The sequence below is a fragment of the Nostoc linckia z4 genome (assembly GCF_002608075.1).
Classification (GTDB): Bacteria; Cyanobacteriota; Cyanobacteriia; order Cyanobacteriales; family Nostocaceae; genus Nostoc; species Nostoc linckia.
The window spans coordinates 26,551-45,454 of record NZ_LAHA01000002.1; the positions used below are offsets into that span (position 1 = coordinate 26,551).

Genomic DNA, 18,904 nt, shown 5'->3' on the forward strand with positions numbered 1-18,904 from the left:
TATTCAATAAACAACGCCTGTATAGCTTGCCATTAGTAGCATCAATGAAAACAGATGTAATTTTTTATGAACTGATTAAGGAACTACCACAGATATTTTTTGAACTTATTGATAAACCTGATACTAATCCCAATATCTACACATTTATTGCACCGGAAGTCAAACAACAATCATTTCGTTTAGACGGGATCTTTTCGACTATCCAGGGATTTGAAAATGAACCTTTATACTTTGTAGAGTTACAAACATACAAAGATGAAGAATTTTACGAACGACTTTTTGGGGAAATTTTTGTTTACTTTCGTCAATATAAACCAGCCAACTCAGACTGGTACGCAATTGTTATTTACGACAAACGCATCCATGAAACCCCACCCCATCCCCGCTATCAAGTTTTAGTCGAACAACATCTACGCTGCATTTATCTGAATGAACTTTCTACTATAACTGATGATTCCTTGACGAGAGGAATTGCTAAACTCTTTATAGAGCCACCTACTAAAGCTATTTCTTTAGCTCAAGTGACTTTAAAGGAAATTGAAGCCATGCTAAATTTAGATGCATTCACAAAAACTCGATTGTACCAGAGCATCTTAACAAAGACAAAAATAGAAGCAAAATTAGAATTAGTTCCAAAATGTGTTGATAAAGGTATGAGCGTTCAAGAAATAGCTGAATTTTTAGAAGTAGATGCTGAAATTATCAAGAAATATCTACAAGAACAGTCTTAGTGGTTCAAAATATCATGAGTTACGCTACTGGCACATCATAATATTAGGGTCAATTGAAGCCATGCTAGATTTAGATGAATTCAAAAACAGTGAATTGTTCGAGAATATCGTGGCAAAGATAAAGGCGAAAACAGAACTACAAACAAAATTGAAATTAGCCCCAAAATGTGTTGATAAAGGTATGAGTGTTCAAGAAATGGCAGAATTCCTAGAAATAGATATTGAAATTATCAGGAAATATCTGCGAGAAAACTTGTAGTAGTTAAGAGCATTTTTGGCAAGTATTGAGCGCACAGTACTGTAGGCGTTTTCCCACCGCTTCCCATCTGATATAGCCAATCCTAATTTGTTATGCTATATTAAGCGTAGTCGTTATGAGTTTATATATTGTCATGAGTAATCCCACAGTAGAAAACTTAGTAATTATCGGTTCTGGGCCAGCAGGGTACACAGCGGCTATTTATGCTGGACGTGCTAACCTGAAACCCGTTGTATTTGAAGGTTTCCAAGCCGGGGGATTGCCTGGTGGGCAATTAATGACGACGACGGAAGTCGAAAACTTTCCTGGGTTTCCCCAAGGGATTACCGGGCCGGAATTGATGGATAAGATGAAGGCCCAAGCAGAGCGCTGGGGGGCTGAACTATATACTGAAGATGTTATATCAGTTGATTTGAGTCAGCGTCCATTTACGGTGCGATCGCAAGAAAGAGAAATCAAAACCAACAGCATCGTCATTGCTACCGGTGCAACAGCAAAACGTTTGGGTTTACCCAACGAACATGAATTTTGGAGTCGGGGTATTTCAGCTTGTGCAATTTGCGATGGTGCAACACCGATTTTTCACGGTGCGGAATTGGCTGTGATTGGTGCTGGCGACTCAGCAGCAGAAGAGTCTATTTACCTGACCAAGTATGGTTCTAAGGTAAACATGTTAGTGCGTTCTGATAAAATGCGGGCTTCCAAAGCTATGCAAGACCGAGTTTTGAGCAACCCGAAAATCCAGGTGCATTGGAACACAGAAGCCGTGGATATCTTCGGTAACGGTCACATGGAAGGAGTGAAAATCCGCAACACCAAAACCGGCCAAGAGAGCAAACTCAGTGCTAAAGGCTTATTCTACGCCATTGGTCACACTCCCAATACTTCCTTATTTAAAGGACAATTGGAACTGGATGAAGTAGGTTACATTGTCACCAAACCGGGTTCTGTAGAAACCAGCGTCGAAGGCGTTTTTGCTGCTGGCGACGTACAAGATCATGAATTTCGCCAAGCAATTACCGCTGCGGGTACTGGCTGTATGGCGGCGATGTTGGCAGAACGTTGGTTATCTTCCAGTGGCTTGATTCAAGAATTCCATCAACAGCCAGAAACAACAGATAACGAATTACAACATCAGCCAGCTAAAAAGACCGAAGCTGAGGAAGAAGCTGGATTTAACTTGAGTGCAACTCGCCATGAAGGTGGTTACGCTTTACGGAAATTATTTCATGAAAGCGATCGCTTACTCCTAGTGAAATACGTTGCTCCTGGTTGCGGCCCTTGTCATACCTTGAAGCCAATTTTAAATAAAGTAGTCGATGAATTTGACAGCAAAATCCACTTTGTAGAAATTGATATCGACAAAGACCGAGAAATTGCTGAAAATGCTAACGTTACTGGAACGCCAACCGTTCAATTGTTCAAAAACAAGGAATTGTTGAAGGAAGTCAAAGGCGTGAAGCAAAAGAGCGAATATCGGCAATTGATTGAAAGTAATCTGTAATTGGGGTTGGGAGTTAGGAGTTTGGAGTTTGGAGTTTGGAGTTAGAGATGGTTTGAAAAGTGGTCGGATGTGATTTTCAGTACGTCTCAATCCACCCTAGCCCCTTTTAAAAAGGAAAACTTCTTAAAGTCGCCCTTTTTAAGGGGAATTTAGGGGGAGCTAAAATTTTTTGCTACCAACAACAGGACTTTTCAAACATCTTCCAAGGTAGTGTTGAATTTTGAGTTGACAAAATTACTCTTATAACTCATAACTTATAACTCATAACTCCTAACTTGCTTTATGGCCATTACAAAACGGCAGTTGCCGATATTTTTCCAGTTCGCTAAAAATCCCAATCTTTCCCAGAAACTCATGCTGATAGGGTTAGCCATTACCCTATTTTTCATTTTCCTGGCATTCTTCGCTCCTGTATTCCAAGCTTGGGGATGGTTGCAAAATCCGAAAGATTTTCTGTCAAATCCAATTCACCAGCCACCATCGGCTAAATATTGGTTTGGTACTAGCCGTCTGGGTTATGATGTCTTTTCTCGCACATTGTTCGGCGCTCAAGCTGCTTTGCAAGTGGTGATTTTGGCAACCGCATTGAGTATGATTATCGGTGTGCCTTTGGGGATGCTCAGTGGTTATCTCGGCGGTAAATTGGATAAAGCGTTGCTGTTTATTATGGATAGCATCTACACTTTACCAGGGCTGCTGTTGTCCGTGACACTGGCCTTTGTGGTGGGGCGTGGGATTTTTAATGCAGCGATCGCCATTAGCATTGCTTACATTCCCCAATATTACCGAGTTGTCCGCAACCATACCGTTAGCGTCAAAACTGAAGTGTTTATCGAAGCCGCTCAAGCGATGGGTGCTTCTACTTGGACTGTGCTTTCTCGATATCTATTTTTCAACGTCATTCAAAGTGTACCGGTACTATTCACCCTCAACGCCGCCGATGCAATCTTAGTATTGGGCGGTTTGGGCTTTTTGGGGCTAGGACTTCCAGAAGAAGTGCCAGAATGGGGATACGATTTAAAACAAGCACTAGAAGCTTTACCTACTGGCATTTGGTGGACTACCCTTTTCCCTGGTTTAACAATGACATGCATGGTAGTAGGGTTATCACTACTTGGTGAAGGGTTAAATGAATTTGTCAATCCTCGTTTACGAAGAGAAAATAGAATCCGAAAGTAGTTATTGGGCATGGGGCATGGGGCATGGGGCATTGGTAATTAGTTTTCCACTAATGACTAATGACTAATGACTAATAACTAATAACTAATGACAAATACTAAAAGAGAGATTTTTGTGAAAGATAACCTGACATTAATTGCCGCCGCTACTGGCGGGTTTATGCTTTCAGTAGCCCTTGCTGGTATCTTAAGAGGTACTCCAATTACAACTTGGCAAGAGCAATCAAATATTCGTACCACGACTGTTGCTGACTTACGACTCGCACCCAATAAAACAGAAAATTTAGAATATTTTCGTACCAAAATCCCAAAACCGTGAGGAATTGTCGATTTTGAACTGGAGGGTGGAAAGATGTAGCTTTAGCTTCTCTTTGGGAGACGCTAGCGCGAACCCGCAGGGTGGGAGATGGGGAAGACAAGGGAGACAAGGGAGACAAGGGAGACAAGGGAGACAAGGGAGACAAGGGAGAATAACTAACCCCATGCCCCATGCCCAATGCCCCATGCCCAATAACTAATGACTAATGACTAATGACTAATGACTAATGACGTAATTGGCATTGATGTGGGGGGAACAGCGATTAAGCTGGGGCGTTTTACAGCTGATGGTACTTGCCTGCAATCTTTGACTTTGACAGCTCCACAACCAACAACACCGGAGGCTGTGCTGGCAGTGTTGCTAGATGCTATCGCTCAAATCGATCCAGATAATCAAAGTGTTGCCATTGGTGTGGGAACTCCTGGCCCGGCTGATGCGCCAGCGCGGATTGCGAAAATTGCTATTAATTTACCTGGATGGATTGATGTACCTCTAGCAGATTGGTTGGAAGCTAAAACTGGTAAACCAACTGTAATTGGCAATGATGCTAATTGCGCTCTTTTGGGAGAAGCTTGGTTGGGAGCTGGTCGCCAATTTCAAAATTTGATTCTTCTGACTTTAGGGACTGGGGTTGGTGGCGCAGTTATGCTCAATGGCAAATTATTTGTTGGACACCAAGGAGCTGCTGGAGAACTCGGTTTAATTTCATTTAACCCTGAGGGGCCAATGTGCAATAGCGGCAATCAAGGTTCTTTGGAACAATATACTTCTGCTACTGCCATTCGTCGCCGTACTCTCAAGGAACCAATCGAATTGGGTATCCTTGCCCAACAAGGAGACAGCGAAGCTTTGACTTTTTGGGAAGAATATGGTAAGTGTTTGGGGATTGGTTTGACAACTTTGGTTTATGTGCTAACACCGCAAGCGATCGTCATCGGTGGGGGTATCAGTGGTAGCTTTGAGTTTTTCTATCCAGCAGTCAAGGCAGAAGTTGAGAAGCGAGTGCAGCCTTTATCACGAGAGGGTTTACAAATTTTGCCAGCCCAGTTAGGAAAATTTGCTGGGATGGTGGGTGCAGCAAAGTTGGCATGGCAAAAATATTCAGAACTTATGGAATAAGGGACTTTCAAGTAAAAAAATATTCTATATCAGGACTTACGCAAAAATAACGTAATTGGGTCATTACGAGCGATAGCGTACTACTACAAAGAACCAAGCTACGCACAGCGTCTCGTAGAGAAGTAATCCCCCCTAACGCTGGGATTGCTTCCCTACACTCCGTTTCGGTCGCAATGACAATATCAGCGTTGCGTAAGTCCTATATATAAGATTGTTCATTGTTGACTGTTGACTGTTAACTGTGAACGCTTGAACGGAAATAATTGATTTTTTGGAGTTGCTTAAGTCATTTATTCTGCACAATTACTTAGATGCCAGATGATGGCATTGCATTGACATAACATTGGAAAAATATTAAAACTTTCGGTGTATTGACTTACACCCTAAATGAGCCAGTAGTAGGGGGAACGCACCAATTGAACCCTCTTCAGAATCCACCAGAACCACGTTAAGCTGGATCGAGGTGGCAATTTACTGCAATCTTGAATAAAAAAATCTCTGTTTCCTGTCAAATTTTAACTTTTTCCTGCTTGAGAAAATTGGAATGCTAGACCGAATTTTTGATTACCTCCACTTTCATTTCAGTGTTGAAGCCCCGATAGTCTTGCTGATACTGGTGTTTTTAGAAGCGGTGCTATCTGCTGACAATGCCATTGCCCTTGCAGCCATCGCCCAAGGATTAGAAGACAAAGAACTTGAGCGTAAAGCTTTAAACTTTGGTTTAGTGGTTGCCTATGTGTTGCGAATTACCCTGATTCTTACTGCCACTTGGGTACAACAATTCTGGCAATTTGAATTATTGGGCGCTGCCTACTTGCTATGGCTGGTATTCCAACACTTTACCTCAGAAGAAGGCAAGGACGAGCATCATCACGGGCCGCGTTTTAGTTCCCTATTGCAAGCCATCCCTGTGATTGCATTTACAGATTTAGCATTTTCCTTGGATAGCGTCACAACTGCGATCGCTGTTTCTCAAGAAAAGTGGCTAGTGCTGACCGGTGCCACAATCGGTATTCTTACGCTGCGATTTATGGCGGGATTGTTTATCCGTTGGCTAGATGAGTATGAAAATCTAGAAGATGCAGGCTATATAACTGTGGCTTTAGTGGGCTTGCGACTGTTATTAAAAGTAGTCAACGATAATTTAGTCCCACCAGAATGGGCAATGATTACAGCCATTTTCCTGATATTAGGCTGGGGATTTGCCAAACGGGTTGGCGTTGAATTGCCGCAAGTAGAACAGGAAAAGACTGAAGTACCGAAATAAGAAGGGACAAGGGGGACAAGGTAGACAAGGTAGACAAGGGGGACAAGGGGGACAAGGTAGCAATCTTTCTTTCTCTCCGAAGTTCTGATGGTCGGAAACCTCCGCTCAGACTTCTCTCCTTGTCTCCCTAGTCTCCCCCCTCTCCCTTGTCTCTCTATTTTCCTACTCGCGCAACCAGGACGTTAAATGGGGTTGCCAATTGACTAATTCTTCATCCTTAAACCAGAGAGCTATTTCTCGTTGGGCGGTTTCTTGAGCGTCGGAACCGTGGATGAGGTTGCGGCCGATATTAATACCAAAATCGCCGCGAATTGTTCCTGGTTCGGCTGTTAAGGGGTTTGTTGCACCAATGATTTTTCTGGCAGCTGCAACAACGCCATCTCCTTCCCACACCATCGCTACAACGGGTGCAGAAGTAATAAATTCCACTAGGCTACCAAAAAAGGGACGTTCTTTGTGAACATCGTAATGTTGTTCGGCTAATTCCCGACTGACTTTGAGGAACTTCAAACCAACTAGGGTAAAACCTTTAGTTTCAAAGCGACGGATAATTTCACCCACCAATTTGCGTTGTACGCCGTCTGGTTTAATTGCTAAAAATGTGCGTTCCAAAGCTATCTCCCAAAACTTAATAAAGTTTTTATCTAGTCAATTGTCCTTTGTCTTTTGTCCTTTATTCAAGGGTTTTGCACTCATGACTAATGGCGAATCACCAATCACAAATAAGACATGACCTTGACCAATCAGAGTTTATCTCAGAAATTAACCTTGGGTGCATATCGGTTCTGAAACGAATGCGCTAAATTGTTAATTCGTGGGTGAAACACAGAGGTTAGGAAGAAATGGGTGTTGAGTCAACTGCTACATCTGACGAGGTGGTACTACTACCGTCCAATGGACACAAATCCGAAGTGAAAAAGAATCAACAAAAAAAGCTGTTACCACCAAGTACGAACACAGGAGATTTACCTCGCTCCTGGAAAATTGAGGATAGCGAAACATTATATCGCATCGAAGGTTGGGGACAACCTTATTTTTCCATTAATGCTGCTGGTCATGTTACCGTTGCGCCAAAAGGCGATCGCGGGGGTTCTCTAGATTTGTTTGAATTAGTCAACGCCTTGAAGCAGCGCAATTTGGGATTACCCATGCTGATTCGCTTTTCCGATATTTTAGAAGACCGGATTGAGCGGTTGAACGCTTGTTTTGCTAAAGCGATCGCCCGTTACAACTACCCTGGTGTCTACCGTGGCGTGTTTCCTGTCAAATGTAACCAAGAGCGGCATTTGATTGAGGATTTAGTCAAATTCGGCAAGCCCCATCAATTTGGTTTAGAAGCCGGTTCTAAGCCAGAATTAATGATTGCTTTAGCGATTCTGGATACACCAGGAGCATTGTTAGTTTGCAATGGCTATAAAGACCAGGAATACATTGAAACGGCAATGTTAGCCCAAAGACTAGGACAAACACCAATCATTGTTCTAGAACAAATTGAAGAGGTGGATTTGGTGATTGCAGCCAATCGCCAATTAGGAATTAAGCCGATTTTGGGCGTCCGGGCGAAACTCAGCACTCAAGGTATGGGACGGTGGGGAACCTCCAGTGGCGATCGCGCTAAATTTGGTTTGACTATGCCAGAGGTCATCGAGGCAGTTGACAAGCTACGGGAAGCTAATCTGCTGGATTCTTTACAGCTGATGCACTTCCATATCGGCTCACAAATTTCTGCCATTAATGTCATTAAAGATGCCATCCAAGAAGCCAGTCGCATCTACGTAGAATTGGCAATGCTGGGGGCAGACATGAAATACCTCGATGTCGGTGGCGGTTTGGGTGTAGATTACGACGGTTCCCAAACCAACTTCTACGCATCGAAAAATTACAATATGCAAAACTATGCCAACGATATTGTGGCAGAGTTAAAAGATACCTGTGCTGAACGGCAAATTCCCGTACCAACACTAATTAGTGAAAGTGGACGAGCGATCGCTTCCCATCAATCTGTACTGATTTTTGACGTTCTCAGCACCAGTGATGTCCCCCTCGACCCGCCAGAACCACCCCAAGAGGGAGAATCCCCAATCATTAATTACCTCTGGGAAAGCTACCAATCCATCAACAAAGAAAATTACCAAGAGCTTTACCACGACGCGGCACAATTCAAAGAAGAAGCCATCAGCCGCTTTAATTTGGGAATTTTACGCCTCAGGGAACGAGCCAAAGCCGAACGTCTCTACTGGGCTTGTTGTCATAAGATTTTAAACATTACTAGACAGCAAGAATACGTACCAGACGAACTGGAAGACCTAGAAAAAATCATGGCTTCTATCTATTACGTCAACATGTCAGTGTTTCAATCAGCACCAGATTGTTGGGCGATCGACCAGTTATTTCCCATCATGCCAATCCACCGTTTGGACGAAGAACCAACGCGCCGGGGAATTTTAGCAGACCTGACCTGCGACAGCGACGGTAAAATAGACCGCTTTATTGACTTGCGCGATGTCAAATCAGTTTTAGAACTCCACCCCTATAAAGCTGGAGAACCCTATTACTTGGGTATGTTTCTCAATGGAGCATACCAGGAAATCATGGGTAACTTGCACAACTTATTTGGCGATACCAACGCCGTTCACATCCAATTAACGCCCAAAGGCTACCAAATAGAACACGTAGTCAAAGGCGACACCATGAGTGAAGTGGTTAGCTACGTTCAATATGATTCTGAAGATATGGTGGAAAACATCCGTCAGCGTTGCGAAAAAGCCTTAGAGGAAAAGCGCATCACTCTAGCGGAATCCCAGCGACTCCTACAAACCTACGAGCAGAGTCTCAGAAGATACACTTATCTAAATAGTTAGGGAGAGGGGGAGACAAGGCAGAGGGGGGAGACAAGGAGAGAAGTCTGAGCGGAGGAAACCTCCGCTCAGAACTTCGGAGAGAAAGATTGCTACCTTGTCCCCCTTGTCTCCCTTGTCCTCTTCTCATGCCCAATGCCCTATGCCCTATGCCCTAATTCGCGCTTGTCCCCAGCAATTCCTCTATTGCTTGTCGTTCAACAGGGGTATGGGATGGTACTGTTTGACGAGCATCGGTTATCAGCCAGTCTAATGCTGCGGCTTGGACATCTATTGAAGCGCCGGTTTTATCAACGCAGTAACGTCCAAACACTAGCTTATCGACTAGGCGGACGCCTGGGCCGAGGCGCGACCATTCAAAAATGACGCTGTTTTCTACAGTTGCGCCACTACATATCCAACAATTGGGGCCTATCATTGCTGGGCCGACAATTTTTGCTCCGTCTTCTATTCTTGTCATCCCACCAATGTAAACTGGGCCTGTGATATCGACTTTGTCCCAATTGACGGCAACATTTAAGCCAGTGTAAATTCCAGGGGCGACTTCATAACCGGGAATTTGTACATTTTTGATTTCACCCAACAGTACGCCCCGAATTGCCCGCCAATAGTCTGGTACTTTACCAATATCTACCCATTCAAAGTCCATAGCGATCGCATGAAATGGAGCTTTGATTTCCACTAGTTTGGGGAACAACTGGCTACCAATGTCGTATTCAACGCCAGAGGGGATATAGTTAAATACCTCTGGTTCAAAGATATAAATACCGGTGTTAATGTTGGTGCTGAGGGCTTCTTCAGTTGATGGTTTTTCTTGGAAAGCTTTAACACGGCCATCTTCGTCAGTAACAACCACACCGTAACTAGAAACTTCTTCCTTGGGGACAGATTTCGTAATAATAGTAGCGATGGATCCTTTAGCTCTATGCCATTTAACTGCGGCAGTTAAATCCAGGTCAATCAAAGCATCACCGCACAACACGACGAAAGTGTCATCAAAAAATGGTGAAAAGTCTTGAATGCGGCGCATTCCTCCAGCCGAACCAATGGCTTCACCCACCAGTTTACCGTCGTCGTCTATTTTCCCTTCAAAAGAATAGGCAATTTGTACCCCAAACCGCTGACCATCGCGGAAATAGTTTTCTATTTCTTCAGCCAAATGACTCACATTGACCAATATCTGGTCAAATCCATGTTGGCGTAATAGTTCCAGCAAGAACTCCATCACTGGCTTTTGCAGGATGGGCATCATCGGTTTGGGCATAGTGTACGTAATGGGACGCACGCGAGTACCCTTGCCAGCCGCGAGAATCATCGCTTTCATAAAAGTTTATTCCTCAACCACAAGCCAGTTTACTTTCATTGAGTGATACTTAATCATCATTTTTATTTCTGCTCTAAGTTATCCCTCGAAATAGGGATAACAATAATTTAGTAGTTATTGCAACCATAGGTACACTTAGATGACAAGCGATCGCTTATCTTTTCAATTTACTCGGATTTTGAAGCTGACGCAAAAATCTCTAAACTATCGTTAAAGCTAGTTATGGCTTACTGAGTTAATTGGCTGCTCACAAGCTGGGGAATTGTTAGCTGAATCTGTGAGTAAGCGGACTTTAATCTCATTGTAAAATTCCTCTTGAGACAGCTCTACTTTAGATTGAGCCGACAGTAGTAATAGCGCCCAAAAAACGCTAACTAAATGACTGTGTTCAGAATGGTGTCCAGACTCATTTTGAGATGATTGGCTCCTGTGAGTCCACAAATCTACAAGTTGTTCTAAATTCAACCAATTTTGCTCTAAACATAGTTCTTTTGACGATAATTTCAAAACCTGCTCTAGTTCTCCAGCCACTTCTGTCAGATTTTCCTGGTGAGCCAACTCTAGAGCCTGCCGCATACTTTGGATACTAGGCTGACGCCTGGGACGTGCAGGTTTGCTGGTTTTCTCTACGAGTTTTAGCTGGTTCGCCATAATTTGCAATTGCTCGATTAACTCTTGCAGAGTTACCCGGCGTTTTGGCGGTGGCATAGCTGCTGGACGACGACGCAATTGCCGTTCTAATGGTAGCCGAGGGCCATGATGGTATACACCGTCTTCATCTGTCAATAGAGCATCATCTAGTACACCATCTTGTACATCTTCTACTGTTGACAACTGCATTAAAGTATTGGCTTTGAACAATACAAGCATTGATGCTGACAAAAAGGCTTGTCCAGATTGAGACAAGTCTGTTTCATAGCCTTTCCTGATTGCCTCTGGTGCCATCAGTTCTATATAACGGTCAATCACCTCAATTACTTGCACATCCCAAGGGTCAATTTCCCCCTGCTCGGCTTGATGAATTAAAAGTGTAATTGTTTCTAATAGCTCGGAAGCTTCCATCAGCAGGTACTAGGTTAATTAAATGGGCATGGGGGATGGGGAGATGGGGGGATGGGGGGATGGGGAGATGGGGAGCAAAGGAAAATATAATTCCCCAGTCAACAGTCAACAGTCAACAGTCAACATACCCAATAATTAAAAACGCCACCAAGTTCTTTGAGCATAACTAATAATCGCGATCGCGATCGCCCCCAGTAACAGTAGCCAAATCACTCCACCCGGAATAAAAGTCAGAATCCCAAAGCCTCGGAGTATCCACACTGCGAAACTCATACCCAGAAGAACTCCGAAAATCTGAATTAATCTACGGTTTAAGGATGATTGACTCACTTAAGTTTTCCTCTCAATTCAACAGACATTGGACTTAGTGTTGATATTTCAGTATGAAAATACAATGAAGTTTCAGTTTAATCAGAAATAACACGCAAAAATTCGCAGAGGCTAATTACTAAAATTTCATTAAGGTGGATGCAAGTTACCACCGTGAAAACTTCTAGAATTAGTCTTGACCCTGGATGTTACTTGGTATTTGTGCCATTTTAGCTGTTAAAAAGTTGATTTTTTATTTATGAGTATTGCTTTGATAAATTTTTACTTAAGTGTTGATTGTGTTAATTGTGTTTAGAAATACAGTTTTACCAGTAAACTGACTGAAATAATTACCAAAAATAACAGTTTCCGGAAAGGACAAGTATTAAACTGGAACTAAAATTGAGTGGGTTGGGTTGAATCAAGTTTTGATGGCTTGGAATTTCAACATTTTTAGGTGGATGAGTTGAGGAGTTAGTGAAATCATTATGTCTGCGTCTCATATTTTAAGTTCAATTATTGCAGGTTCAGATATGGCTTGGAGTCAAGACAAGCAAAGGTTACTGGTACAGGGTGAAATTTTAGTCGAAACGCGATCGCACAAAGCATGGGGTGGCGCTGTCACAGCTTGGATGTATGTGCCGATGGTGCGATCGCAAGTCTGGCAGCAATTAACCGATTACCCGCGCTGGGTGCAGTATTTCCCCGATATTACCAAGAGTGAAGTAATACATCGCGGTGAAGTCAAGCGCCTGTACCAAGCAGCACAAAAAGCCTTTCTGTTTTTCACGGCTCAAGTGGAAATTTACCTCAATGTTGTAGAAGTACTAGGGCAACAAATCCAATTTCGTATGGAAAAAGGAACTTTTGAGGATTTTGATGCTCATTTAGAACTCAAAGATTGCGGTAATGGCACTTTACTCGCTTATACTGTGCAAGCTACACCTAATATCCCAATTCCGTCAATTTTCATTCAACAAGCAATGAACTTTGAATTGCCCGCGAATATGCGGAAAATGCGACAAGTACTTTGTAAAGGTCAATAGGGGGAAGGGGAARGGGGAAAGGGGAAAGGGGAAAGGGGAAAGGTTTTAAATATATCAGACCTCTTGCAATCAATTGCTTTTTGCACTCTTGTGGTCAAAGGGAAAAGAAATACATGTTAAAGGGGAAAGGGAAAATACCAAACCTTTCCCCCTTTCCCCTGCCCCTTTTCTCGACTTCTCTTAGAAGTCTATCCTTTGCCCTTTGCCCTTTCCCCTTTCCCCTTTTCCCTTTCCCCCTTCCCCCTTCCCCTTTCCCTGCCTCCCACAATCCAAAATCGCCTCAACTACTAAAAATCTCCACAACCGGTAAACGGCTAAAGGAAAGACGCTCATTTTGCACATCGACAAAGATGGTGTCACCGTCGTTGAATTCGCCGCGCAAGATGGCTTTGGCAATTTGCGTTTCTAACTCTCGTTGAATCGCCCGTTTCAATGGACGGGCCCCAAACACTGGGTCATACCCTACTTCTGCTAAAAAGTCAAGAGCAGCATCGGAGAGTTTCAGAGAAATCTTGCGATCGCTCAGTCTTTGGCGCAGTCTTTGTACTTGCAATTGTACGATTTGACGTAATTCGTGCTTGTTTAAACCGTGGAAGATGATCATTTCATCTACGCGGTTGAGGAATTCTGGACGGAAGCTATTTCGCATCGCCTCCATTACCCGACGGCGCATTTCTTCATAGTGTGCGTTATCACCAGCGATATCGAGAATATATTGAGAACCGATGTTGCTGGTCATGATGATAATAGCGTTCTTGAAGTCCACTGTATGACCTTGGGCATCGGTAACCCGACCATCATCGAGTATTTGTAGGAAAATATTGAATACATCGGGGTGGGCTTTCTCGATTTCATCGAAGAGAATCACCGCATAAGGACGACGACGGATTGCTTCAGTTAATTGTCCGCCTTCTTCATAACCTACGTATCCTGGAGGCGCACCGATAAGTCTTGAGACGGCATGTTTCTCCATATATTCCGACATATCGATTCGCACCAAAGCTTCTTCGGTGTCGAACATGTACGCCGCCAAGGCTTTCGCCAATTCGGTTTTACCGACACCAGTGGGGCCGAGGAAAATAAAGCTGGCGATGGGACGATTGGGATCGGCTAATCCAGCACGCGATCGCACAATTGCATCGGCTACAGCTGTGACTGCTTCTTCTTGTCCAACCACGCGGTGGTGCAATTCATGTTCTAAATGTAGCAGTTTTTCTTTTTCAGATTCCACCAATTTGCTAATGGGAATTCCCGTCCATTTAGAAATTACTTCAGCAATATCGGCTTCGGTTACTTCTTCTCGCAACAAAGATTTGCCGGTTTTTTGGGCATTTGCTAATTCGCTTTCTGCTGCTTCTAATTTGCGATGTAAATCTGTTAATTTACCATACTTCAATTCCGCAGCCCGATTGAGGTCGTAATCGCGTTCTGCTTGCTGAATTTCTAAATTCACCCGTTCAATTTCTTTTTTAACGGACTGAATTTTAGTAATAATATCTTTTTCAGATTGCCATTGCGCGTTGAGAGTACTTTGTTCTTCTTTGAGGTCAGCAATTTCTTTTTCCAGTCTTTCTAAACGTTCGCGAGATGCAGCATCACTTTCTTTTTGCAGTGATAATTTTTCCATCTCCAATTGCAAAATCTTGCGGTCGATTTCGTCGAGTTCTTCTGGTTTGGAGGTAATCTCCATTTTTAATCTAGCGGCGGCTTCATCTACTAAGTCAATGGCTTTATCTGGTAAGAAGCGATCGCTAATATAACGACTCGATAATATCGCCGCTGCAACCAAAGCACTATCGGAAATCTTCACCCCGTGGTGGTTTTCATAGCGTTCTCTCAAACCCCGCAAAATCGAAATCGCGTCTTCGACACTAGGCTGATCCACATAAACTTGTTGGAAACGTCTTTCTAATGCTGCATCTTTTTCGATATACTTGCGATATTCGTCCAAGGTTGTGGCTCCAATACAGCGCAATTCGCCGCGTGCCAACATTGGTTTTAATAAATTCCCAGCATCCATCGCTCCTTGGGTAGCGCCAGCACCAACAACGGTGTGAATTTCATCAATAAATAAAACAATATTACCGCCAGATTCGGTGACTTCTTTTAATACTGCTTTCAGACGTTCTTCAAATTCACCCCTAAATTTTGCCCCCGCAATTAAAGCGCCCATATCTAAGGCAATTAACTTGCGGTCTTTGAGGGATTGGGGCACATCACCAGCCACAATGCGCTGTGCTAAACCTTCAGCGATGGCAGTTTTTCCAACACCAGGTTCGCCAATTAATACAGGGTTATTCTTAGTACGACGAGAGAGAATTTGGATGGTGCGACGAATTTCATCATCCCGTCCAATCACTGGATCGAGTTGACCTTTTCGGGCTGCTTCTGTAAGGTCACGCCCATATTTTTCCAGTGCGTCATATTTGCCTTCTGGATTTTGGTCGGTCACTTTTTGGCTCCCACGAATTTGTTTAATAATATTTTTTAGTTTCTTTTCGTCTAAACCGAATTCTTGAAATAAACTTTTGCCAAAGCGATCGTCTTTAGCATAAGCCAGCAATAAATGTTCTATGGAAATATATTCATCTTTAAATTCTTGGCGATATCCGTCTGCACGATCTAGTAGTGTATCCAAGCTGCGTCCTAAATAGACGGAAGTACTGCTACCAGACACTTTCGGCTGACGTTGGATGAATTGATCGGTGCGATCCCTGAGTTTTTGCAAGTTAACGCTGGCTTTCGTCAAAATACTGCTAGCTAGACCATCTTGTTCTAGCAGTGCTTTCATCAAATGTTCGCTTTCAATCTGTTGTTGTTGATATTGTTTAACAATATCCGGCGTGTGGGCGATCGCTTCCCAAGCTTTTTCCGTAAATTGGTTTGGATTAGTAGGTTGCATAAGCTATTCGATAAACCACTTTAGGGGCACAAGGCATACAGAGTAATGTTCTTTGATAAAAATATTGTAAAAACATGTAAGCACCTAGTTGGATCGGTCTTCACGTCTTCCTAGAGTAGTAGTATTACCGCTTTTGGTGGTTTTTTGGCTTTTGTTGCTGGGGGAGGAAACATTTGTCTCCACAGCAAAGCGATCGCCGCGAGCATCTTACATTCTCCACTGTAGATTTAATTTAAATTAATTGATTACTGATATTAGTAAATTTCTGTTAACTGATTGCTAGCACAATGAATATAACTAAGTTTCTTGGCAGGAGTGACAATTGACACACTACATGAATCAAAGAAACAGCCTGTTTTCCCAGTTTCTTTTTTCGAGAACCATAGTTAGTTTTGTTGATAGCGTGAGTACAATAAAGATATAATAATGACTTTGGTTATCAAATTTTTATTACCAAATGCATAAATTTTGAAAATAAACCAGTAAATTTATTTATCCTTATTTATATAACGATGAAAAAAGTGAAAAATTTGCCAATAACAGGTTTAACAGCCGAAGAACGCCAGTTTCTATTGATTAAAGAATCTAAAGAATATATGCGCGGTAAAAAAAGCCTCAGACAATTTCAAGAGGCTGAGCGCAAGTATGGTACAGATTATGGTTCAGTTACACTAGAATTAGCCAGTAAAGATAAAATGCTACCAAAGCTGTGGCGTTTTCTGGCATCATCCTGGCGGCAAAATTAAAGATAAATATTTAACTCAAATCAGATATAGGACTATGATTTGATATGACTAAAAAATTTGGTAAAACTTTAAAATCCTGATTCTCTATTCCCTACTTTCTTTTACCTAACCATACACTTGGTGATTTTAATTAGTAGTAGAATGTTGTAGCTGGTAATTACGAGCTACTAGCATCACTGTTGCTAAACGATTTGCAATGACAAATAGCAACTCTTGAATAGCTTTAGAATCAAAAGTTGTTACATCTTTACTGTAAAGACACAAAACTCCTAAACTATCTGTACGACCGATAATTGGTATAGTAATCAATGTCATGTAATCTAAAATGCGGCGATTTCTATCCTTGCTAAAAATGTATTGCGGATCGTCAGCCTGCCACATCTTATTAATTCGTGACAGATGTACAATTCTTCGTTTCCCATCCACGAAAGTACAACCCGCGCATCCGCGATGTTGATTAGGGTCTTGACCAATATAGAAACGTACTTTATTCCCGTATTCATTTGGTGATTGTGATTGACACCAAGTAGTTAAAAACTCTGGATTACTAGGGTCTGGTGCATAAATAGCAATACCACAATCATCGAGAAGTGGCATGATATTATGTGTTTTTTCAATAAATTGCTCTAATAATCGCTTCAATGATTCATGAATATTTGAGTTGACATCCAACTCAGGTAAAAGTAACAGTAACGAATCATCTAATTCGTTAAGCTTGATAACGATTTGATGTGCCTTGTGATAATGTCTTGCAGTCCATAAAAGCGGTAATAGAGTAATTAATAAAAATACAACCAAAATCCATAGTGGAACTGGGGCTGGTTTATTAATTAAATTCAAAAACTTTTCTGGAAAAGCTTTATTTACTTGAGTGGTAATAATACTAGTAAAAACTGCAAGCGGTAAAGACGCAATAAAACTGACACCTGTTTTCACCCAGTTGGGAATTCGCGGTAGGTTAAACCCCATAAGTGTTAATTGGCATCTAAAAAGCTGGTCAAACAAATTCGCAATAATACAGTTTTGTTGTTTTTCGTAATTTAAATTAGTTTTTCTGCAAGCTGAAATTAATCAATTTACAATTACATCTGCAAATTGAAAATTGGGTTGCTTGTCTGCTGCTTTGGGTTACTGCGAATTGCGAATTGTTCGGTCACTATACTCTTAATTACAGTATAAAGGTTATATAAAGAACGACAAGTCAGTTTTAGAGAATTTCACTGATAACTGTTGACCGTTGACCGTTGACTGAGGAATTAAGTAAGTCGGTGAAATAAAACCAAAACTATGTAAAGAAAAATAAATAAGGCTCAAACTCTTTCTCCCCCTGCTCCCTGCTCCCTGCCCCCTGCCTTATCCCAACAATAATTATTTACATCGGCCTACTTATATTCTCCCCTGCCCCTCTACCTCATCTCCGTTGCCTCCCCATCTCCCCTGTCCCCAGACAGAGTTACCATAATTCCAGGTCGCCTAGTGGATGCTGAAAATGATTGACCCCTACGACTTTGAGGATGATGACTTTGACTTAGAGAATGAGGATTTATTTGAAATAAAACCCATCAGTCAAATGACTGAAGGAGAAAAGCTACAGCGATTTAAGCGTTTCTTCGACAGCAGCAGCCGTGCCATGTTGCAAGATTGCCTATTTCGGATTGTCGTTCGCGAAGATGGTTTGGGTACTTTGGAAATTCTCTGTCCTAATGAAGTTGTGAGGCAACGCCTTTCCAAAAAAAAGCGCAAAATTACCAACAACATCAACACTTGCTGGAGTCATATCAGATGGTTTTCGCTATGTGTCCAGCAAGATGGTGAATTGCATTGTCAAACATTTACCCGCAACGGTAATTTAGTAACGCGTTAAGTAGAGTGAATGGGGAGATGGGGGAGATGAGGCAGAGGGGCAGGGGGCAGGGGAGAATATAATTCCCCAGTCACCAGTCAACAGTCAACACTCTAATGACCAATGACCAATGACTAATGACCAATGACTAAAAAACAAAAATTTCCTTACTTACTCGGTTCTAAGTGGACAGCACAGAAAAAAGTTGATGGCTGGAGACACTTCCAAGTTGTCAACCGTAAAAATCAGGGTAAGTGGGTATACGCTGAAATGGTGGCTGCTTGCGATCCTAAAGTTCGTTTCTGGATAAATGCCAAATTGTTACAAGATAACTCCCAGTGGCAAGCTGGCTGGCAAACATTACAGCAAATTGACGAACTACAGCAATCCTAAATCATTAGACTTCTTGTAGAAGTCTAATGACTAATGATTAGTGA

19 protein-coding genes are annotated in these 18,904 nt (G+C 42.3%); 13 read left to right on the plus strand and 6 right to left on the minus strand.

What is annotated here, in order from left to right:
- Positions 1-44: 44 nt before the first annotated feature.
- The 8 genes from VF06_RS02435 (at position 45) to VF06_RS02470 (ending at position 6,377) form a co-directional block, all read left to right on the plus strand.
- Positions 45-731, plus strand: coding sequence for a DUF2887 domain-containing protein (locus tag VF06_RS02435; protein WP_099070614.1), 687 nt, complete (start codon positions 45-47; stop codon positions 729-731).
- A 61-nt stretch (positions 732-792) separates the two neighbouring features.
- A complete protein-coding gene (locus VF06_RS02440; protein WP_099070615.1) occupies positions 793-990 on the plus strand; it encodes a hypothetical protein in 198 nt (65 codons plus the stop codon).
- A 115-nt stretch (positions 991-1,105) separates the two neighbouring features.
- Positions 1,106-2,494, plus strand: coding sequence for a thioredoxin-disulfide reductase (trxB, locus tag VF06_RS02445; protein WP_099070616.1), 1,389 nt, complete (start codon positions 1,106-1,108; stop codon positions 2,492-2,494).
- Between the two features lie 282 nt (positions 2,495-2,776).
- Positions 2,777-3,673: an ABC transporter permease gene (locus VF06_RS02450; RefSeq protein WP_099070617.1), complete on the plus strand. Its 897-nt coding sequence runs from the start codon at positions 2,777-2,779 to the stop codon at positions 3,671-3,673.
- A gap of 114 nt (positions 3,674-3,787) precedes the next feature.
- Complete coding sequence (locus VF06_RS02455; protein ID WP_099070627.1) at positions 3,788-3,991, plus strand: hypothetical protein; 204 nt, start codon at positions 3,788-3,790, stop codon at positions 3,989-3,991.
- Positions 3,992-4,016: 25 nt separating this feature from the next.
- The gene (locus VF06_RS40185) at positions 4,017-4,190 is read left to right on the plus strand and encodes a hypothetical protein (RefSeq protein WP_180267795.1); all 174 of its coding nucleotides are present in this window, start codon (positions 4,017-4,019) and stop codon (positions 4,188-4,190) included.
- Positions 4,191-4,210: 20 nt separating this feature from the next.
- A complete protein-coding gene (locus VF06_RS02465; protein WP_099070619.1) occupies positions 4,211-5,110 on the plus strand; it encodes an ROK family protein in 900 nt (299 codons plus the stop codon).
- Between the two features lie 544 nt (positions 5,111-5,654).
- The gene (locus VF06_RS02470; protein WP_099070620.1) at positions 5,655-6,377 is read left to right on the plus strand and encodes a TerC family protein; all 723 of its coding nucleotides are present in this window, start codon (positions 5,655-5,657) and stop codon (positions 6,375-6,377) included.
- 162 nt (positions 6,378-6,539) lie between these two features.
- Here VF06_RS02470 and ndk read toward each other — a convergent pair whose 3' ends face one another.
- Entirely contained in the window at positions 6,540-6,989 is a 450-nt protein-coding gene (gene ndk / locus VF06_RS02475; RefSeq protein ID WP_099070621.1) for a nucleoside-diphosphate kinase, read from the minus strand.
- A gap of 230 nt (positions 6,990-7,219) precedes the next feature.
- Between ndk and speA the strand changes: the two genes are divergently transcribed.
- The gene (speA, locus tag VF06_RS02480; RefSeq protein WP_099070622.1) at positions 7,220-9,238 is read left to right on the plus strand and encodes a biosynthetic arginine decarboxylase; all 2,019 of its coding nucleotides are present in this window, start codon (positions 7,220-7,222) and stop codon (positions 9,236-9,238) included.
- A 151-nt stretch (positions 9,239-9,389) separates the two neighbouring features.
- Here speA and VF06_RS02485 read toward each other — a convergent pair whose 3' ends face one another.
- The 3 genes from VF06_RS02485 to VF06_RS02495 all read right to left on the minus strand — a co-directional run bounded on the left by VF06_RS02485 (position 9,390) and on the right by VF06_RS02495 (position 11,951).
- Positions 9,390-10,559, minus strand: coding sequence for a nucleotidyltransferase family protein (locus VF06_RS02485; protein ID WP_099070623.1), 1,170 nt, complete (start codon positions 10,557-10,559; stop codon positions 9,390-9,392).
- Between the two features lie 216 nt (positions 10,560-10,775).
- Positions 10,776-11,621, minus strand: coding sequence for a segregation/condensation protein A (locus tag VF06_RS02490; RefSeq protein WP_099070624.1), 846 nt, complete (start codon positions 11,619-11,621; stop codon positions 10,776-10,778).
- A 135-nt stretch (positions 11,622-11,756) separates the two neighbouring features.
- Positions 11,757-11,951, minus strand: a complete 195-nt coding sequence (locus VF06_RS02495; protein ID WP_099073000.1) for a hypothetical protein — start codon at positions 11,949-11,951, stop codon at positions 11,757-11,759.
- Between the two features lie 467 nt (positions 11,952-12,418).
- On the opposite strand from VF06_RS02495, the gene VF06_RS02500 reads away from it, so the two are divergent.
- Positions 12,419-12,976, plus strand: a complete 558-nt coding sequence (locus VF06_RS02500) for an SRPBCC family protein (protein ID WP_099073001.1) — start codon at positions 12,419-12,421, stop codon at positions 12,974-12,976.
- Between the two features lie 280 nt (positions 12,977-13,256).
- Here VF06_RS02500 and clpB read toward each other — a convergent pair whose 3' ends face one another.
- Complete coding sequence (gene clpB / locus VF06_RS02505) at positions 13,257-15,878, minus strand: ATP-dependent chaperone ClpB (RefSeq protein ID WP_099067150.1); 2,622 nt, start codon at positions 15,876-15,878, stop codon at positions 13,257-13,259.
- Positions 15,879-16,399: 521 nt separating this feature from the next.
- Here clpB and VF06_RS02510 point away from each other — a divergent pair.
- Complete coding sequence (locus VF06_RS02510) at positions 16,400-16,624, plus strand: hypothetical protein (RefSeq protein WP_099081357.1); 225 nt, start codon at positions 16,400-16,402, stop codon at positions 16,622-16,624.
- 126 nt (positions 16,625-16,750) lie between these two features.
- Here the strand turns inward: VF06_RS02510 and VF06_RS02515 are convergent, their stop codons facing one another.
- Complete coding sequence (locus VF06_RS02515) at positions 16,751-17,593, minus strand: GAF domain-containing protein (protein WP_099067152.1); 843 nt, start codon at positions 17,591-17,593, stop codon at positions 16,751-16,753.
- A 520-nt stretch (positions 17,594-18,113) separates the two neighbouring features.
- Between VF06_RS02515 and VF06_RS02520 the strand changes: the two genes are divergently transcribed.
- Positions 18,114-18,488 (plus strand): hypothetical protein, encoded by a 375-nt coding sequence (locus VF06_RS02520; protein WP_099067153.1) that lies wholly within the window; start codon positions 18,114-18,116, stop codon positions 18,486-18,488.
- A gap of 123 nt (positions 18,489-18,611) precedes the next feature.
- Positions 18,612-18,860 carry a TIGR02450 family Trp-rich protein gene (locus VF06_RS02525; protein WP_099067154.1) on the plus strand — a complete coding sequence of 83 codons (249 nt, stop codon included), beginning with the start codon at positions 18,612-18,614 and terminating at the stop codon, positions 18,858-18,860.
- Positions 18,861-18,904: the final 44 nt, after the last annotated feature.